Annotated in this window: 19 protein-coding genes; 9 read left to right on the top strand and 10 right to left on the bottom strand. The window is 35.0% G+C overall.

The window, feature by feature from the left end; genetic code table 11:
- The first annotated feature begins 21 nt into the window (after positions 1–21).
- Together AAC601_RS09010 and AAC601_RS09005 are read left to right on the top strand one after the other, a co-directional pair.
- Positions 22–765: an MBL fold metallo-hydrolase gene (locus tag AAC601_RS09010; protein WP_340153051.1), complete on the top strand. Its 744-nt coding sequence runs from the start codon at positions 22–24 to the stop codon at positions 763–765.
- 81 nt (positions 766–846) lie between these two features.
- On the top strand, positions 847–2,883 hold the full coding sequence (locus AAC601_RS09005; protein ID WP_303268869.1) for a tetratricopeptide repeat protein: 2,037 nt from the start codon (positions 847–849) through the stop codon (positions 2,881–2,883).
- Positions 2,884–3,162: 279 nt separating this feature from the next.
- Here AAC601_RS09005 and AAC601_RS09000 read toward each other — a convergent pair whose 3' ends face one another.
- The 3 genes from AAC601_RS09000 to AAC601_RS08990 all read right to left on the bottom strand — a co-directional run bounded on the left by AAC601_RS09000 (position 3,163) and on the right by AAC601_RS08990 (position 6,843).
- Positions 3,163–5,409, bottom strand: a complete 2,247-nt coding sequence (locus AAC601_RS09000; protein WP_303268867.1) for a Tex family protein — start codon at positions 5,407–5,409, stop codon at positions 3,163–3,165.
- Between the two features lie 77 nt (positions 5,410–5,486).
- A complete protein-coding gene (gene trpS, locus AAC601_RS08995; RefSeq protein WP_303268865.1) occupies positions 5,487–6,455 on the bottom strand; it encodes a tryptophan--tRNA ligase in 969 nt (322 codons plus the stop codon).
- 1 nt (position 6,456) lies between these two features.
- Positions 6,457–6,843, bottom strand: a complete 387-nt coding sequence (locus AAC601_RS08990; protein WP_340153050.1) for a DoxX family protein — start codon at positions 6,841–6,843, stop codon at positions 6,457–6,459.
- Between the two features lie 121 nt (positions 6,844–6,964).
- Here AAC601_RS08990 and AAC601_RS08985 point away from each other — a divergent pair, with 121 nt between their 5' ends.
- Complete coding sequence (locus AAC601_RS08985) at positions 6,965–8,068, top strand: DUF1573 domain-containing protein (protein WP_303268863.1); 1,104 nt, start codon at positions 6,965–6,967, stop codon at positions 8,066–8,068.
- A 120-nt stretch (positions 8,069–8,188) separates the two neighbouring features.
- Positions 8,189–9,823, top strand: a complete 1,635-nt coding sequence (locus AAC601_RS08980) for a S8 family serine peptidase (RefSeq protein WP_340153049.1) — start codon at positions 8,189–8,191, stop codon at positions 9,821–9,823.
- Between the two features lie 66 nt (positions 9,824–9,889).
- Here the strand turns inward: AAC601_RS08980 and AAC601_RS08975 are convergent, their stop codons facing one another.
- Positions 9,890–10,273 carry a hypothetical protein gene (locus AAC601_RS08975; protein ID WP_340153048.1) on the bottom strand — a complete coding sequence of 128 codons (384 nt, stop codon included), beginning with the start codon at positions 10,271–10,273 and terminating at the stop codon, positions 9,890–9,892.
- A gap of 242 nt (positions 10,274–10,515) precedes the next feature.
- Between AAC601_RS08975 and AAC601_RS08970 the strand changes: the two genes are divergently transcribed.
- Together AAC601_RS08970 and AAC601_RS08965 are read left to right on the top strand one after the other, a co-directional pair.
- Positions 10,516–11,070, top strand: coding sequence for a VOC family protein (locus AAC601_RS08970; RefSeq protein ID WP_340153047.1), 555 nt, complete (start codon positions 10,516–10,518; stop codon positions 11,068–11,070).
- A 158-nt stretch (positions 11,071–11,228) separates the two neighbouring features.
- Positions 11,229–11,696, top strand: coding sequence for a nuclear transport factor 2 family protein (locus tag AAC601_RS08965; protein ID WP_340153046.1), 468 nt, complete (start codon positions 11,229–11,231; stop codon positions 11,694–11,696).
- A 99-nt stretch (positions 11,697–11,795) separates the two neighbouring features.
- On the opposite strand, the gene AAC601_RS08960 is transcribed toward AAC601_RS08965, so the two are convergent.
- On the bottom strand, positions 11,796–13,184 hold the full coding sequence (locus tag AAC601_RS08960) for a sodium-dependent transporter (RefSeq protein ID WP_303268857.1): 1,389 nt from the start codon (positions 13,182–13,184) through the stop codon (positions 11,796–11,798).
- A gap of 95 nt (positions 13,185–13,279) precedes the next feature.
- A complete protein-coding gene (locus tag AAC601_RS08955) occupies positions 13,280–14,164 on the bottom strand; it encodes a hypothetical protein (RefSeq protein WP_303268856.1) in 885 nt (294 codons plus the stop codon).
- 104 nt (positions 14,165–14,268) lie between these two features.
- Here AAC601_RS08955 and AAC601_RS08950 point away from each other — a divergent pair, with 104 nt between their 5' ends.
- The 3 genes from AAC601_RS08950 (at position 14,269) to AAC601_RS08940 (ending at position 16,448) form a co-directional block, all read left to right on the top strand.
- A complete protein-coding gene (locus tag AAC601_RS08950) occupies positions 14,269–15,078 on the top strand; it encodes a thioredoxin domain-containing protein (protein WP_340153045.1) in 810 nt (269 codons plus the stop codon).
- A gap of 258 nt (positions 15,079–15,336) precedes the next feature.
- Complete coding sequence (locus tag AAC601_RS08945) at positions 15,337–16,227, top strand: 3-hydroxybutyryl-CoA dehydrogenase (RefSeq protein WP_303268854.1); 891 nt, start codon at positions 15,337–15,339, stop codon at positions 16,225–16,227.
- The gene (locus AAC601_RS08940; RefSeq protein WP_303268853.1) at positions 16,227–16,448 is read left to right on the top strand and encodes a DUF3820 family protein; all 222 of its coding nucleotides are present in this window, start codon (positions 16,227–16,229) and stop codon (positions 16,446–16,448) included. The genes AAC601_RS08945 and AAC601_RS08940 overlap by 1 nt, the downstream gene beginning before the upstream one ends.
- Before the next feature lie 178 nt (positions 16,449–16,626).
- On the opposite strand, the gene AAC601_RS08935 is transcribed toward AAC601_RS08940, so the two are convergent.
- Genes AAC601_RS08935 through AAC601_RS08920 form a run of 4 tightly spaced genes read right to left on the bottom strand, consistent with a single transcriptional unit; the run spans position 16,627 to position 18,786 of the window.
- On the bottom strand, positions 16,627–17,043 hold the full coding sequence (locus AAC601_RS08935) for an exosortase F system-associated protein (RefSeq protein WP_340153044.1): 417 nt from the start codon (positions 17,041–17,043) through the stop codon (positions 16,627–16,629).
- On the bottom strand, positions 17,033–17,557 hold the full coding sequence (gene xrtF, locus AAC601_RS08930; RefSeq protein WP_340153043.1) for an exosortase family protein XrtF: 525 nt from the start codon (positions 17,555–17,557) through the stop codon (positions 17,033–17,035). The genes AAC601_RS08935 and xrtF overlap by 11 nt, the downstream gene beginning before the upstream one ends.
- Positions 17,554–18,183 (bottom strand): NeuD/PglB/VioB family sugar acetyltransferase, encoded by a 630-nt coding sequence (locus AAC601_RS08925; protein WP_303268850.1) that lies wholly within the window; start codon positions 18,181–18,183, stop codon positions 17,554–17,556. The genes xrtF and AAC601_RS08925 overlap by 4 nt, the downstream gene beginning before the upstream one ends.
- A gap of 9 nt (positions 18,184–18,192) precedes the next feature.
- Entirely contained in the window at positions 18,193–18,786 is a 594-nt protein-coding gene (locus AAC601_RS08920) for an acetyltransferase (RefSeq protein WP_340153042.1), read from the bottom strand.
- Positions 18,787–18,892 lie beyond the last annotated feature (106 nt).

The raw sequence follows: 18,892 nt of genomic DNA, 5'->3' as shown, positions 1-18,892 counted from the left end.
GGTTTGTAAAAATAAAAATCTATGAAAAATATTATTCTCGTATTCTGCTGCTTCATTACTTTAAATTTAAATGGACAAGATATAATTAAAACAAATGATGGAGATATTAAAATTCATCCAATTGTGCATGGAACCTTGGCCCTTGAATATAAAGAGTTTACAATTTATGTGGATCCCTACGGAGGCGCAGAAGGCTTCAAAGGGCTTAATGATGCTGATTTAATTTTGATTACTGATATCCACGGAGATCACTTAAATAAAAAAACGTTAACTGCCCTCAATACTAAAAAATCTCATTTTGTAGTTCCTGAAGCGGTGGCAAAACAAATGGAAGGAATTGATAATTCCGAAATAGAAATTTTAAACAATGATAACAGCACATCTTTCAAGGGTATTAAAATAACTGCCGTCCCTATGTACAACCTTCCCGTTGATGCTGAAAGTAGGCACCCCAAAGGAAGGGGAAATGGTTATTTATTGAATATTGCTGATAAAGTGATTTATATTTCTGGAGATACTGAAGATATTCCTGAAATGCGAGCCTTGAAAAATATTGATATCGCTTTTGTATGCATGAATTTACCCTATACTATGTCAATTGAACAAGCCTCTGATGCCGTATTGGAATTTCAACCTAAAATTGTTTATCCTTTTCATTTCAGAGGACAGGGAGGTTTTGCAGATGTAGAAAAATTCAAATCTGTAATTAATTCTACGAATAAAGATATAGAAGTAAGATTGAGGAATTGGTATACTGAAAACTAAAAGTAAAGGATTAAAAGCTTAATATTGTTTTGAGAGTATATTTATAATAAATTGAAGTGATTAAGCTTTAATATTAAATATATGCTGGTAAGAATAGTGATTTTCTTATTTTTTGTGTTTCCTGCAATTTCCTTTGCCAACGACCAAACAGACAGTCTTAAGAATGTATTGAAGGCGGAGATTGCAGACAGCACTCGGGTAAACATATATAAAGACCTACTTTATAATATGAGTACTTCGGAACCGTCTCAGGCGATTTTTTATGGTCAGCTCGGATTAGATTTAGCTAGAAAAATAGAGGATGTATATTCTGAAATTCAGTTATTAAATAATCTGGGAATTTCATACTACGGTTTAGGCGCTTACGAAAAAACCTTAGAATATTTTTTGAAGGTCTTAGAGTTGGAAAAGGAATTAGATAATCTACCCTCCTTATCCAGAGCGATGAACAATGTAGGGATTATCTACGATGAAATCGGGAGACTAGATAAATCAGCAGATTACTATGAAGAGTCTCTAAAATTGAAAGAGTCCTTCCAAGACTCCCTTGGAATTTCCACCACTATGAGCAATTTGGGATTACTATATCTCAAAATGGAAAAGCCTGAAAAAGCTATTCAGTACTTTCGAAAGTGCTATTTGATTGATAAAAGGCTAAATGATCCTGTTGGAATTTATAATTCCCTACACAATATTGGCATTTACCACAAAGATTTCGGAGATCAAGATTCAGCAGTATATTACATTGAAAAAGCTTTACTGGCTGTACCTAAAGGAGAGAAACACTTTGATAAAACCTATATCGTCAAAAGTCTGGCGCAAAGCTATTTGAGAGTAAAAGACTATGACAAAGCGAGCAAATACTTTCAAAGAGCTGTAAATTCCGCTATTGAAGTTGAAGCTTTGGATGTTTTGAGGGAATCCTACAAAGGCTTGTCTGAAATCTATGAAAACAATGCACAATTTGAAAAATCTTTATCGGCATATAAGAAATACAAGGCTTTAAACGATTCTATTTTTAACCAAGATTTTAATAGTAAAGTATCACAGCTAGAAAAGAACTTTGAAATCCAGTCTAAAGAAAAAGAAATTCAACTACTGACGAATAAAGCAGAGATTACTAGCTTGCAATTGACAAGAAGGGAATACACAAATTACTTTCTGATTGCCCTAGGAATTATGTTGGCTGTGGTGGCATTTATCAGTTACAACCGATTTCAAATCAAAAACAAATCACATAAAGTCCTCCAGCTAAAAAATGAAGAAATCAATTTACAAAAATCTGAAATAAAAGAAAATCGAGATGAAATTGCTGCTCAGAGGGATAATATTCTAGATCAGAAACATGCTTTAGAGGAAGCTAGTTCTGAAATCATGAAAAGTATCTGGTATGCACAACATATACAACAAGCGATACTACCCGATCTAAACCAGATCAAATCTGTTTTTCATGAGTTTTTCATGCTATATATGCCAAAATCAATAGTCAGTGGTGATTTTTATTGGTTTACTAAAAAGGATGATAAAATATTTTTCGCTCTTGCTGATTGTACTGGACACGGTATTCCAGGAGCATTTATGACAGTCATGGCCAATGATTTGTTGAATAGCATCGTCATCCAACAAGATGAACATGATTGCGCCAATATCTTGAATTTATTAGATGAAGCCGTCTTGAGCAGTCTGCAATACAAAGGCAATTCATCCAATGATGGATTGGACATTGCACTATTTTGTATAGATTCAAAATCACGAGAACTCACCTTTTCTGGTGCTGGAATAGATATGTTAGTATTCCAGAAAGAGGAATGGAGAACATACAAAGGAGAAAGATTCTCGATCGGTGGATTTAAAGAATCGGAATTTAAAAATGCTAGAAACAAAAAGCTAAATCTTGAAGATGACGCCCAGATTTATTTTTATACCGATGGCTATGTGGATCAATTCGGTGGGAAAGAGGATAAAAAATTTATGAGAAAGAGGCTGAGCTTAATTTTGGATGATATAAAACTACTACCTTTTGAGCAGCAGAAGTTAAAACTGGAAAAAGCCATTACTGAATGGAAAAGTGATCGGGAGCAGACTGACGATATTTCCTTTACTGGAATAAGGATTTGATTGGGAATCGGTTGAAAATCATCTCGAAAGAATGCCATGAATCCACTACGATGTACTAGTAGAAATCGGATAAAATGAAAAGCAACAAGACTCAAACTAGGGGTTAAAACCCTGCTAAATTTTTAATTAGAGTTCATTAAGCGAAATAATAAGATGACGGATTTCAAATAAGTACATTTAAGTCTATTACAGTACAGAATTCTTAAATCAATTTAATTCTTCAATAATACTTAAATCAAGACCCATCATCCTGACGGATGATGAGTGCTTTTCTTATACTTATCCAAATTTTCCTTTCAAGGCTGCTAATTTAGCCTGCAAATCTCCTTCCACTTCTTTTTCTTCCTGTTTTTTCTTGAACTTTCCTTTTGGTTTTTCTTCTTTTGACTGTTGCTTAAAAGGATCCTTTTTCATCGAAAACGATATTCGCTTTCTTGCCTCATCTACTTCCAAAACTGTTACTTCCACTTTTTGCGCCACATTTACCACTTCAGCTGGGTTACTTACAAATTTATCAGCTATATGACTTACATGTACTAGTCCATCTTGATGTACGCCAACATCTACAAATGCCCCAAAATTCGTAATATTAGTAATAATGCCTGGAAGTTTCATCCCTACTCTCAAATCCCTTATTTCATTAATTCCCTCTGTAAATGAAAAAGCTTCAAATTGCTCTCTCGGATCTCGACCTGGCTTGGCCAATTCCTGCATAATATCTTGTAGGGTTGGAAGTCCAACGGTTTCCGTCACATAGCTCTTCATATCCAATTTTTCCCTCAGTTCTTTTCTTCCCATCAAATCAGCAATGGTTGCATTCACATCTTTGGCCATCTTATTGACAAGTGCAAATCGCTCCGGGTGAACTGCACTGCTATCCAAAGGATTCTTGGCATCGCTAATTCGTACAAATCCTGCCGCTTGCTCAAAGGCTTTGTCTCCCAAGCGAGGTACTTTCCTCAATTCTTCTTTGCTCTTGAAAGCACCATTTTCATTTCTGTATTTTACTATATTTTCAGCTATGGAAGGTCCCAAGCCAGAAACATAAGTCAACAACTGTTTACTGGCAGTATTTAATTCGACACCCACATTATTCACACAGCTTACAACCGTATCATCCAAACCAGCTTTTAACTGATTTTGATCAACATCATGTTGATACTGCCCTACTCCTATTGATTTAGCATCTATTTTAACCAATTCAGCCAATGGGTCCATTAATCTTCTTCCAATAGAGACTGCTCCCCGAACTGTTAAATCATACTCCTTAAACTCTTCTCTTGCTACTTCTGAGGCTGAATAAACAGAAGCCCCGCTCTCATTTACCATGACTACAGTTATTGAATTTGGCAATCCTATCGAATTAACAAATTTTTCAGTTTCTCGACCTGCAGTACCATTTCCTATAGCTATAGCTTCTACATTATATTTTTCTACTAATTGTAATATCAAAGCTGCAGCCTTTGCAGTTTGTCTTTGTGGCTCATGCGGATAGATGGCTTCATTAAACAATAATTTTCCTTGTCTATCAAGGCAAACCAATTTGCAACCCGTTCTAAAGCCCGGGTCAACAGCCATCACATTTTTCCTCCCCATTGGAGCTGCCAATAAAAGTTGTCTTAGGTTATCTGAGAACACTTTGATTGCTTCTTCATCGGCCTTTTTCTTGGTGAAAATACGAATTTCAGTCTCCATACTAGGTTTCAGTAAGCGTTTGTAAGCATCTGTAACAGCCAATTTTACCTGCTCTGCTGCTTCATTTTCACCCTTTACAAAATGCTTTTCCATTATAAAAATTGCATCTTCCTCCTCCGGACTGATATCCAGCATTAAAATCATCTCCTTCTCTCCTCTTCGCATGGCCAAAACTCTATGGGAAGGAGCAGTTTTAACATTTTCTTCCCATTCAAAGTAATCTTTGTACTTCTGACCTTCTGTTTCTTTTCCGCTGAGCACTTTAGATTTGAATTTCCCTTTTTCTAAAAATAGCTTACGAATGTCGGTTCTAACTTCCGCGTTCTCATTAGCCCATTCTGCAATGATATCTCTAGCACCTTGCAAAGCAGCCTCAACATCTGCCACTTCTTTTTCTTCATCAATAAATTTGGCTGCCTCAGCTTCTAGATCAATGCTGCCTTGTTCAAAAACAAGTTTTGCTAAAGGCTCCAGGCCTTTTTCTCTGGCAATTGTAGCTTTGGTTCTTCTTTTCGGCTTGTATGGCAAATAAATATCTTCCAACTTAGCCATCGTTTCGGCCGCATTGATTTCCTTCTCCAATTCAGGAGTCAGTTTTTCTTGCTCTTTAATGGATTTAAGGATAGCCTCTCTCCTTTTATCTAAATCACGTAATTGCTGTACTCTATCCCTGACATCAGCAACTGCAACCTCATCCAGACTACCTGTCATTTCTTTTCGGTAACGAGAAATAAAGGGTACGGTAGCTCCCCCATCCAATAATTCCACAACTGCTTTAACTTGTTGAGGACGAACATTTAATTCGCCCGCTATTTTAATAATATGATCCATGTTTTCCTTCAGATTCTAGACTTTCTAAATGTTACTTGAAATTCAAAATGCTAAGATGTCTACCCGTGCTTATTCATTCAATATCCTAACACCTTACGCACCCTCCCAATAGTTTTCGTAGCAATTTCAGTTGCTTTTTCTTCTCCCTTTTCTAATTTTTTATGGAGCTCATCTAAATTCTCCATATAATGATTGAAGAGTGCTCTTTCTTTAACAAATTTTTCAACTATCAATTCATATAGAGCTTGTTTGGCATGACCATAACCATAGTTCCCAGCTTCATAGTTTTGTCGCATTTCAGCAATCTGAGCTTCTGAAGCTAATAATTTATAAATATTAAAGACATTGCAAGTATCAGGATTTTTTGGTTCTTCCATAGGCGTACTGTCCGTAATAATTTGCATTACATTTTTACGGAGCTTCTTATCCGTTTGGAAAATATCTATGGTATTACCATACGACTTGCTCATTTTCTGTCCGTCTGTTCCAGGGATGGTCATAATTTGCTCATCGATTCTAGCCTCGGGCAATACGAAAATATCACCATAACGATGGTTAAAAGCACTTGCAATATCACGAGTCATTTCCAAATGTTGCTTTTGATCTTTACCAACAGGCACAATATCCGCATCATAAAGAATAATATCACAGGCCATCAATACAGGATAAGTAAATAGCCCAGCATTTACATCTGCCAACCGGTCCGATTTATCCTTGAAGGAATGTGCGTTGGCCAACATAGGAAAAGGTGTATAACAGCTCATATACCAATTCAATTCCGTGACTTGTGGAACTTTCGACTGTCTGTAAAATAAATTTTTATCCGTATCAAAACCAAAAGCCAACCAAGAGGCAGCTACAGCATTAACGTTATCTTGGCGAACATCCGCATCTTTAATAGTAGTTAGTGAATGTAAATCCGCAATAAAAAAGAAGCTTTCATTTTTTGCATCTTGAGATAATTTAATAGCTGGAATGATAGCGCCTAGTAAATTACCCAAATGTGGTTTTCCTGAGCTTTGAATACCCGTTAAGATTCGTGACATTTTATAAATTTTTCTTTCTGATGATTTTATCTAAACTATAATTCCCTCCTCCGTTCAAAGCCGTAACAGAAAAAACTGCTGCATATAGTAGTCCTAACTCCTGCTTTCCGAACGGATCACCACCATGGACTACTAAAGCGGCAATCAACATGGTGAATAAAACGGGTACACTCGCCAAACGGGTGTAAAGCCCTAAAACTACTAAAATCGAACAAATAAATTCTGCAAAAACAGTTGCAAACAGACTGACCTCTTCCCCCAAACCAATAGGATCTGCAAAGCTGAAATCCCCACTTAGTAATTTCATAAACTTTGGATAACCATGGGTAAGCATCATCAATCCACCTGCAAGACGCAATATTAACAGACTTGTATTTTTAAATGGCATAATTTTTTAAATGAAATTCATGAATTGTTCTACATTTATTAGGAAATACAAAATTCATTGAGAATTGTAGATTTCAAAAAAGAAGATTTGCTTATCTTCGTTAATAACAAAAAACGAATTTATGAAGAATATTCATTTGCTTAAAAGTTCACCTGCGATTGTTTTTCTATTTTTTATCCACATTACAGTATTTGCACAAAATAATACCGCTAAAATCACATTTCTAGAAGATAAGCACGACTTTGGAACTATAGAAGAAACAGGAGGGATTGCCGAGTATAGTTTCAAATTCGTAAATGATGGGACCGATTCTATAAAATTAACATCTGTAAGGGCTTCATGTGGTTGTACTACTCCATTTTGGGAGAAAAATGCTTTAATGCCCGGGGATACAGGTAAAATCGAAGTTGCCTACAACCCGTTAAACAGACCCGGTAAATTTGACAAAACGGTAACAATCAGAACTTCAGGAGAGCCAGAAACTAAAATCTTGCGGATTGCAGGATATGTACAACCCAGACCCAAAACTATAGAAGATGAATATAGTACTGAAATCGGAGGCATCAGGTTAAAAAGTAAGTTTATTAACTTTGGAAATATCACCACAGAAAAACCAATAAGTAAGCAAATTGAAATCTATAACCAAACTGAAGATACTATTAAGGTTTTGGATAGATTTGTTTCCGCTGATTTCATCAAAGTAACCAAACTACCTGCGATAGTTCCACCTAAGGAAACCACTGAAATTGAAATCAACTACCTTCCTAAATCAAGGGCTGATTTAGGCTTTATGAATGATCCTTTGACACTTTTTACTGATGAGTTAGAGAATAGCAATAAAGCCATAAATGTGATAGCCACCATTAATGAATACTTTCCTCCCATGACTGAGGAAGAACTGGCTAATGCACCTCATATTGTATTTGAAACGCAAGAATACGACTTTGGACATATTAACGAGGGGGAAAAAATGACCCATAGTTTTAAATTTACTAATACTGGGAAAGACTCCTTAAACATTCGAAAAACCAAAACCACTTGTGGTTGCACAGTTTCAGAATTATCCAAAATGGATTATGGACCAAATGAATCAGGTGAAATAAGCATTACCTATGATTCCAAAGGAAGAAGAGGCACTCAGATCAAAAGAATAACGTTGTTTTCTAACGATCCAACCGCTCCAACTCAAGATTTGATTATTAAGGCTTATGTCAGGGATAATTGATAGAGATTTGATTTGTGCCTAATTTATCATTTGTAATTTTTTACAAATCTAAACACGGCACATAATTTGATTAGGATTTGTTATATTAGCTTCATGTCGTCAACTTTTAAATAATTGAAAATGAGAATCCTATCAATCTTATTATCGTTCTTATGTGTAGAAATGAGTTTCTCACAAGAAGTCAAAAACTACTCCCCGGACGAAATAATTGTAAAATTAAAACCGAGCTCAAATACAAGTCCAAACAATCGTCTAATAAATCAGAAATTTGGGATTAAGCTTTTGGATTCAATTAATAGTGTACAAGATTTTGATCAATTGAATTTAATTGGTAATAAGGAAAAAAAAGATACTTATCTATTAAAATTTAAATCCGCTAAGAACATTGATCAATTGATCAATATTTACGAAAATACGGACTTATTTGAATACGTGGAACCAAACTTTATTGGCACAGGCGGGGGGCAAAGAGGAATGTCATCGCCAACCGATGACCCGTATTTTTCGCGACAATATGGGCTATTTAATGATGGCTCCTTTCAATTATCTCCGTCAGTTCAAGATGCAGATATTGATATGGAACTAGCTTGGGAAATAGAAAAGGGAAGTTCTTCAATTACTGTTGCTGTACTTGATGCCGGACTTAGAATGAATCATCCTGAATTTAACGGAAGAATATGGAGCAATCCTAATGACACCATGGATGGGGCTGACAACGACAATAATGGATATACGGATGATCTGCATGGGTGGGATTTTGTAAATGAAGATAATGACCCCTATGATGATCACGGTCATGGAACCAATGTAAGCGGAATTATCGCTGCCGGTCATAATGAAATTGGATATGCAGGAGTTGATAAATTTGCAAAGCTTATGACTTGCAAAATTCTAGACGCAAACAATTCTGGTTTGTATTCTTGGTGGACTGAAGCGATTTATTATGCCGTTGATAATGGCGCAGATGTAATTAATATGTCTGTAGGAGGCTCTGGCTTTTCAGCATCAATGCAAGAGGCGATAGAATACGCTTACAATCAAGGTGTTACGGTTGTAGCATGCATGATGAACGAAAATAATGATGTTACCTACTATCCAGCAGGCTATTCAAGCACGATTGCCGTAGGCTCAACAAATGCAAATGACGAACGGAGTTCACCATTTTTCTGGAGCCCATCTAGCGGAAGTAATTTTGGTAATCATATTGATGTGGTTGCTCCAGGTAATTACATATATGGCTTGAGCCATACATCTGACACCAATTATGATACTTATTGGGGTGGTACTTCACAAGCAACACCATTGGTTACTGGCTTAGTTTCTTTGCTATTATCACAAGACCAAAGCAGAACACCAAATACTATTAGGAAAATAATCCGAAATAGTGCGGAGGATCAAGTCGGAAGTTTTCTTGAGGATAAAGCAGGTTTTGATATTTATTACGGCTATGGACGAATCAATGCACATGTAGCGCTACAAGATGAGGTATTATCTGTCTCTGATCCATTAAATGAAAAAAGCTTAAAAATTTTTCCAAACCCAACAACTAACTTCATACAACTTGAGAGTTCAAGTGATTATGAGGAAATAAGAGTAACTGATTTAAGAGGTACTGAATTTTACAATAAAAAAACTGATTCCAATTTAGAAGTATTGACAATTAATATTTCTGATTTCCCAGTCGGTTTATATATTGTCAACATAATAGGTAAGGACAATCAACTTATTCAATCCAAAAAGATAATCAAGAATTGACAGACGAGAAGCTCTAATGTTGTAACATCCCATTCTACAGGCCCTTCTGAAGGACCTTTGAATCTCTTATTCAATACGAACACTGACAGCTTCTTCTCCTATTACTTCTAGACATGTGACATACACTTGCTCCCCAACCATACAGATGCTTCCACCTTCCTCTGCCGTTTCATATCCCAAACGAACCCGCTGGCCATCTACGTAATCAAAGTTCCATAATGGATCTTCCGTTGCGCCTTCTGGCAATGGAGGAGTTCCACACCAGCCCCATCTCCAAACAGGCTCAAGGTAATCACCATTGTCTAACTGAAAAACAAATCCACAACCATCCATACCAGTTAGATCGACAACTGTTGCAGAATAAATACAATCTTTTGAAGTTTGGGTCTCATGAAAGTCACAGGACCAAATACAAAACAAAAGAAAAAATAATCCAGTGAATGATTTCATAATAAAATAGTCTTGATCGTCTTTAAGACCCAGTTTTGATGTAGATGGTTGGAAAATACACACTTCACGAAAGTCTCAACAGGATAATGCATATTTGGTATCAATCTAGCTGGGGGAACATATTGGCGTTCTACCCTCTACAAAACTAAAGCATATTCAATCATCAGAGTAAAAACTTAATACATTAAAAATATTTATATAGAAAATATGCTTAAATTGATAATAAACGCTAGAAACATCTCATGCAGCAAAAGATAAGTACTACTTCAATAATATTCTTTATTCTGACCACAGTTAGCAGTTGTAATACTGATAATAATAAATCAAATGATATGGCACAGCAAAACGAACACTCAGGCTCTTCACTTTTACGAGGAGACACCACACCAAAAGTGACAGAAATTGGAGGGATTTTCTTCTTTTCTGAAAATCCAGAAAAAACTAAGAAGTGGTACTCCGACAACTTAGGGCTTGAAACTAATGAATGGGGTTCAAGCTTTGAATTCAGGAACGCAAATAGGCCAGAAGAGATAAACTATTTGCAATGGAGTCCATTCAAAAATGGAAGTGAATATTTTTCTCCATCTAAGAAAGAATTCATGATCAATTATAGAGTTCAAAATATCGAGGGACTTGTGAAAAAACTTAAAGATAATGGGGTGACGATCCTTGACAGTATAGAATCCTTTGATTATGGAAAATTTGCTCGCATAATGGATGGAGAAGGAAACAAGATTGAACTATGGGAACCTATTGATAGTGTTTTTACTGAAATGGGTGGTAAAACTACCAAATAAACAGTAAATTCAATTGATCATTTCAGTTCCTTGAAACTATAATTCACACTTGATGAATTTCACAAGAACATGAAAATTGTAATTGCTATTTTCCATATGTGATTAGAAGATTGCGACTATAACGAAAAAAATTAAAATGTATATAATTTACAGGAAGGATGAGCAATAGGGACCAAATTCATAAATTTTATACCGCTTTGTCTGCTGGAGATAGTAATGAAATGGTAGCATGTTATCACGAAACCATTAGCTTTCAAGATCCAGTTTTTGGGTTATTGGAAGGAAAAAGAGCCAATAAAATGTGGGAGATGCTACTTTCAAAAAACACTGAAAACACGAGATTCACTTTTTCTGGCATTGAAGCCACCACTGAAATAGGAATGGCTAAATGGGAAGCTGAGTATTATTATGGGAAAAGGAAAGTCATTAATAAAGTAAAGGCCGAATTTAAATTCAAAGACGGGAAAATAATTGAACATATAGACACCTTTGATATGTGGAAGTGGACCCAACAAGCATTTGGAGCAACAGGCTATCTATTGGGCTGGACTCCTTTTATGAAAAAGGAGATTCGAAAAACTGTAAATAAAAAACTAGACAGATTTATTGAAAAAAATCCGGCTTAATAACAAAATAGCACCAAGGAAAATCCTCAGTGCTATTTTATTTTTTAATGAATTAAAAACTGCTTGAAGATACTTTAGAAAAGCATTTATTGATAAGAATCAAAACAGGCTAATTCCAAAGAATATCTGTAAAACGCTTATTATAAAAATTGCCCCTACTACAAATGGAGATATAAATCGTACCATGAATAAAATCATCTTCTCTAAAAAGGTGCCTTCCAAAGTTGCATTGCCAAAATAAAGCTCTTTTTGAAATCCTTTGTTTTTCCAAGACCATCCTGCAAATATCGCAATAAAGAAGCCACCTAAAGGAAGTGCTAAATCAGAAAAGACATTTTCAATTACTGTAAAGAAATCTTTATCTGCCCCTCCATAATAAGTGAAGTTGGTAAAAAATTCTGAAGCCCCTTGTGAAAGCATAGTTGGCAATCCTACAAAGAAAATAAATGTTGCTACCAAGTAAACGGTTTGTTTACGATTGGTTTTAAATTGATCTGTAACAAATGCAACTGGTACCTCTAATAAAGATACAGTAGAAGTTAGTGCCGCAAAACATAAAAGTAAAAAGAAAGAAGCTCCAATAAATGGTCCAATGCCCCCCATTGTTTCAAATATTCCCGGCAAGGCTACAAAAACAAGTCCAGGCCCCGCATTAGCTTCAATGCTTGGTTGGCTAAACACTAATGGGAAGATCATTAATCCCGCTAAAAAAGCAATAGAAATATCTGCAATGGTAATCAAAGCAGCAGCTCCTACTATACTATCATCTTTACCTACATAAGAACCGTAAGTAATCAATGCGCCCATACCTAGCGATAGTGAGAAAAAAGCTTGCGCTAAGGCAGTGTAAAAAGTATTGGCGTTGATCTCTCCAAAATCAGGGACGAGGTAAAAGGATAATCCGTCCATTGCACCATCTAGAGTCAATCCATAAGAAATTAAACCTAAGATCATTGCAATTAATAATGGCATCAGGATCTTTGTCCACCTTTCAATTCCTTTTTGTACACCACCGGCCACAATCAAGGCGGTTAAAACCATAAATCCTATTGAGTAAAGAAGATTATCCCAGATATCCGAAACAAATCCACCAAAATATTCGCCATAGTTTACACCTTTACTTAGTAGACCGCCAAAACCAATCTGAATAAAATAACCAAAAGCCCAACCTGCTACTACATTGTAAAAGCTAAGAATCATAATACCAGACAAAACTCCTAGCAAACCAACTAGACCCCACTTTCGATTTCCAATTTTATTGAATGCTCCGAACGGGTTTAATCTTGTATTTCTACCAATCGCTGTTTCAGCCAACATTATAGGTAGGCATATTAAAAATGCACAAGCTAAATAAATAACTAAAAATGCAGCTCCTCCATTTTCTCCTACTTCATACGGAAACTTCCAAATGTTACCTAAACCTACTGCAGAACCTGCTGCAGCTGCTATAAAACCTAAACGGTTAGAAAAACCTCCTCTTGATGCCATGAATTAATTTTTAGGTCGTAAATATATAGGATTAATCCAATAGCGCAATATGAATTACTTACTGATGTGAAGAAATTGTTATGAATGGATAAAATTTAGCTTTTGAAACCAGGTATTAATTGGTTTTTCATTAAATAAGCGATGCCAAAAGTTGAGATAAATGAAAAACTACTGTATAGAATAGCCATTGTGCTTATATCCGCATTTCCCACAACTTGATTGGCGATAAATAATGCTAGCACACTATTTTGTAAACCTAACTCAATAGCAATAGTAAAATTTGACTCATGACTTAAGCCAATGAACTTGCCGATTCTGTAACCAATCAGCATTGTAATCACATTAAATAAGAGTAATGGAATAATAAGATTTAAATGGCTAAAATAATCTATTTCCTTGTTATCCTCATCCAAAAATATGACTGCCAAAAGTGCAATTATTAATAATGCAGGCAAAATAATCTTTAATGGCTTTTTCAATGGTTTAGTGAAATTTTCTGACGTAAACTCATTAATTAGCACACCTAGAGATGCTGGAATAATGACCGTATAAAATACCGTGGCAGTCGTCTCCCAAAAATTCAATTCAATAGTCTGCTCCTTTCCCAAAAACAAGAAAAAACTTAATTGCAAAATTGCTGGAATCGTAAAAAGAATAATAAAGCTATTGAAAGCAGTCATAGAAATAGAAAGTGCTACTCTCCCACCCAATATCTTCGTCACTAGATTTGAAGCCGTACCTCCTGGACAAGCAGCTAATAACATAAGACCTACTTTATAAATAGGTTCAATTGGCCAAAAATAGACCATTAACAAGGCGATCAAAGGCATTATAAGCATTTGACTAATTACTCCTGAGATGACCGCTTTTGGTTGGATAAAGACTCTATGGAAATCTTTAAATTTTAATTCCAATCCAATCCCCAGCATAATCAGGGCAATGGTAAATGGCATAATAAAATCGACAAAAGATTGTTGCATAAAAAGCTTATTGAACCTAATTAAGAAGCATTGTATTCAGATAATATTTGGATAAAAAATTTATGCTACTTAACTTATAGTTTGAATTAAATAAATTAAAAATCATGAAAAAATTTTCAACCCTATTTATTACGCTCATAATATCTATAAGTTCTACATCATATTCTCAAGTGAGCTGGTTAATTAACGAAAAAATTGCAAAGGCAATTGCAACGGAAAAAGACCAATTAATTCTAATGGATTTCTGGGCCACATGGTGCGGACCATGCCGAAAAATGGACAGTGACATGTGGAACACTGAAGAATTTAAGGCATTATCTGAAAATTTCGTGCCTTTAAAAATTGATATCGACAGAGAAAAGGAATTAGCGAGATCCTACAATGTCAGGTCAATTCCTCATGTCGTTTTAGTTACTGCCTCTGGTGAGATTGTTTGGGAACAAACAGGCTACAGTCATTCAGCACCTTATGAAAAGATACTAAAAAACTTACCGGAAAGTTTAAATGGCATTAACACAAAATTGTTGACTTTAAGTGAAGACTTCAATGATGAAGCTTATTTTTCTATTGGAGACAGCTACTTGGAATTAGCTATGGAAAACAGTGAAGATTTGAAAAGAGGTTTCTTTGCACTAAGCGATAATTATTACAAAGAAATTACAAAAAACAGTGACAGTAATGAAAACATTGCATTAGCTGAAATGAAAATGCTATTGAATGATGCATATTTAGGAAGATATAATAGAGCCGTTAGAAAAGTAGATAAAATCGAAATCAACCAAAATGAAGAATTAGCAGATATGAAACAATTTATTAAAGCATATTGCTTCAAGTGCGAAGGTGATAAAAAAGCTTATGAAGAAGCAAAATCACTTATTACATCGGAAGAATATTTATCTCAGTTAGAAGAATAATAAGCTTTAAATTAACGAATGATACAATGAAATGGCCTGATAATAATTAAGTTATCAGGCTTTTTTAATTTCAGTACCAATCAATAAACTAATTGGTTTTATTCAAACACTAAATTAAGATTAATTAAAAATCTTTAAAATAGGGTTACTGACAGGATTGTTTTTTACAGAAATTATTTAACATCTTTTCAATAAGCAGGTTATTTCGGCAAGGCATATTTTATATCTTTGCCACAGCTTAAAAAATTAAAATATACTATGGAAAATATAGCAGTAATTGGTTCTGGAACTATGGGCAATGGCATTGCGCATGTATTTGCTCAGAATGGTTTTAAAGTTTCGTTAATAGATATCAATGAAGCCGCTCTAGAAAAAGGAATGGCAACTATTGGTAAAAATTTAGACCGACAAGTCAAAAAAGAAATAATAGACGAAGCCAAAAAAACAGAAACATTAAATAACATTACTACTTTCACAGAAGTATCAAAAGGAGCTAAAAATGCAGATTTGGTTGTTGAAGCTGCCACTGAAAATACTGATTTAAAACTAAAAATCTTTAAGGAATTAGATGAGGTTTGTGATGCTAAAACTATATTAGCTTCTAACACCAGTTCCATTTCAATCACAAAAATTGCTTCTGTTACCAATAGACCAGAAAAAGTGATTGGCATGCATTTTATGAATCCAGTTCCAGTGATGAAATTAGTTGAGATTATCCGTGGATACTCGACTTCCGATGAAGTAACAAATAGAATCATGGAGATGTCTAAGAAACTAGGCAAGATTCCTGAGGAAGTAAATGACTACCCTGGATTCATTGCTAACAGAATCTTGATGCCGATGATTAATGAAGCTATTTTCAGTTTATTTGAAGGTGTAGCGGGAGTAAAAGAAATTGATTCTGTAATGAAATTAGGGATGGCACATCCTATGGGTCCATTGCAGTTAGCTGATTTCATTGGATTGGACGTTTGCTTGAGTATTTTAAATGTATTGCACGATGGCTTAGGTGACCCTAAATATAGACCGTGTCCGCTACTAATCAATATGGTACAGGCTGGAAAAATGGGAGCTAAATCGGGCGAAGGCTTTTATAACTACAGTCATGGAACCAAAGACTTGGTAGTAGCCAATACCTTCAAAAAATAATGGAAGGATTAAATCCTGAAATTCTAAAAGATTTAGTCAGAGTAAAGATGCCCTTTGGAAAATATAAGGGCACTTTACTTTGTAATCTGCCAGTCTCCTATCTGGAATGGTTCAAAAGAAAAGATGGCTTCCCGTCTGGAAAATTAGGAATGCAAATGGAAACATTATGGGTAATAAAAACTAATGGATTGGAAGACTTACTTCAACCGCTAAAGAGGTAAACCATAACCACAAAATTATACTAAAAACACACTGTTTTAGCTAAGTACTTTTAGAATGAAAGACTTTAAAAACTCTTTCATAACTGAGATTTTTAGGGATTGTAAACATACGTAATTGACAAAAGTCAAATAGATATATCTTTCTCCAACTCTATAAAAACCTTTATACTCTTAGCATTTAATTTTTTGTACGCTGAATATAGATGGCCGGGATTAAAAGCACCATCAAAGTAGGATTTATAATCAATCGATGGATAAAACTAATATACATATGGTCGATGGACGTGTTAAATCGTAAAATGAAATAGGGTATCAACAAGAAGAAAAAACCTACTGCTTCAACCATCAAGCCAAATTTCACATACTTTTTCTTATAAAATAAGCCATAAATCAATAAAAGAACCAAATTATCATTGATCAAAAACCTAATTGTTCTATTGACAATAAACTGATATTTTGAATTCAAAGATTCAGAAAATAATAAACTATAATCAAAACGTTGCCCTATAAAGACAATAGCTAAAGCGGTTAAACTTATAATTATAAGTGCTACTCTAAGCGTCCTATCTGGTTCCAGCCAGTCTTTACTTTTCATTTACTTTAAAAATCCAAAGTGCCCACATACCAAAAACTGCAACATAAATAAATGCAGTAAATAAATACTTATGACTGAAATAAAGGAAATCAGGCATTGATATTGTAACATGAAATAATAACAGAATCCGTAGAAGATTAAATATATGAATGACCAGTAATCCTAAGGGAATAAACCACAACATTTTGTTACCAACATTTCCATAAGCAAAGAGAAAAGCAAGAAAAATTACCATTACATTCAGCCCATTGCATCCTTCATAAACTGATAAAACGGCTCTATCGGCCTTAAAAATATAAATGCTTTTTAAATCTTCTTTTGGACCAGTAGAAATTTCCACTTCATAAAGATCAATGATTGCTGCAGTTTGTTCCGTTACCCACTGCGTCATAATATCAGCTTTTCCTTCAGCAGCGTCCAAATAGAAGCCATAGATAACATTCAAGATGATATATAAGCCAATGAACTTGGCTAGAAAGAGAATTGATGGCTTAAAATCCTGATATAAACTCACTGATCCTTAATTTTTGCTGGAATCCCAATCGCTGTTTTATTAGCTTCCAGGTTTTTTGTTAGCACACCACCAGACCCCAAAACAGAATTTTCACCCATTCCCAAACCATTCAGAACATTGGCACCACTACCAACAAAAGCACATTCTCCTAATTTTACATCTCCAGCTAAATTAGAAGCAGGCATCAAAGAACTATAATTGCCTAACTGGCAATCATGTCCAATTGTGGCATTCAAATTCACTACCACATAATCTCCAATTTTAATATTCGTGGTCAGGTTAGCACCAGCACAAATAATACTACCTTTTCCAATATGAATAAGATCATTGAATATAGCATATGGAGATATCACTCTTGAAAACTCAACTTTAGGATTCGTTATTTTCTGCACTACCTTCTTTCTAGTTTTACCATCTCCAATTGCTACAGCAACTGAAATGGGTCTCTCCCAATTATTAAGCTTTTCAGTATTACCTAAATACAAATCACCAAATTCTTCTGATTTATTTTGATCATCAAAAAAGCCCAAAAAATGATACGGATAGCCCTTTTTTATTAATTGCTGGACTATCAAATTCACTTCCCTGCCAAAGCCACCTGATCCAAAAATTGCGATCTCCGTCATCTATAATGTTTATTTAACTATTCTTGCTGGATTTCCTACCACAACCGAGTGATCAGGAATGTCTTCCACAACAACTGCCCCAGCTCCTATTGTGCACCACTTACCTACTTTTATTAGTGGAATAACAGTCGCTCCTGCCCCTATTAAAGTCCCTTCTCCTACCTCTACGCCACCGCATAGGGAAGCATTTGGTGCAATATGAGCAAAACTTCCAATTTTACAATCATGGTCAACACTTGCCGAAGTGTTGATAATCACATGCTCTGCAATTTTAGTATCCGCATTAATTATAGCCCCTGCCATAATAACCGTTCCCTCTCCAATTTCAACATGCGAGCCAATATTGCAAGTTTTATGAATTGCAGTACCAAACTCAGCATTTTTTAATTGATCAACTACTTTTTTACGGGTACTATTTTGGCCTATTGATACGATACATTCTTCGATAGCTCCTTTAAATTCAATCGTTTTACCGAGCACAGGAATCCCCCAAAGTTCCTTTTTGGTTTCATCTTCATCATAAAATCCAATAACCTGTACCTCTTGTGATAAAAGAATGTCCACAATTACTTTTGCATGTCCACTTGCCCCAAATAAATACATTTACAATAAGTTTTTAGTAATAATCGGTTTTAAAATTAACTACATAAATAGTTATGATAATATATTATTTAACGACTAATAACAAAGAAATACCTCGATTGTACTA

The organism is uncultured Marivirga sp., from assembly GCF_963974845.1.
In the GTDB taxonomy this organism is placed as follows: domain Bacteria; phylum Bacteroidota; class Bacteroidia; order Cytophagales; family Cyclobacteriaceae; genus Marivirga; species Marivirga harenae.
This window is presented reverse-complemented; position numbering and strand designations above follow the sequence as displayed.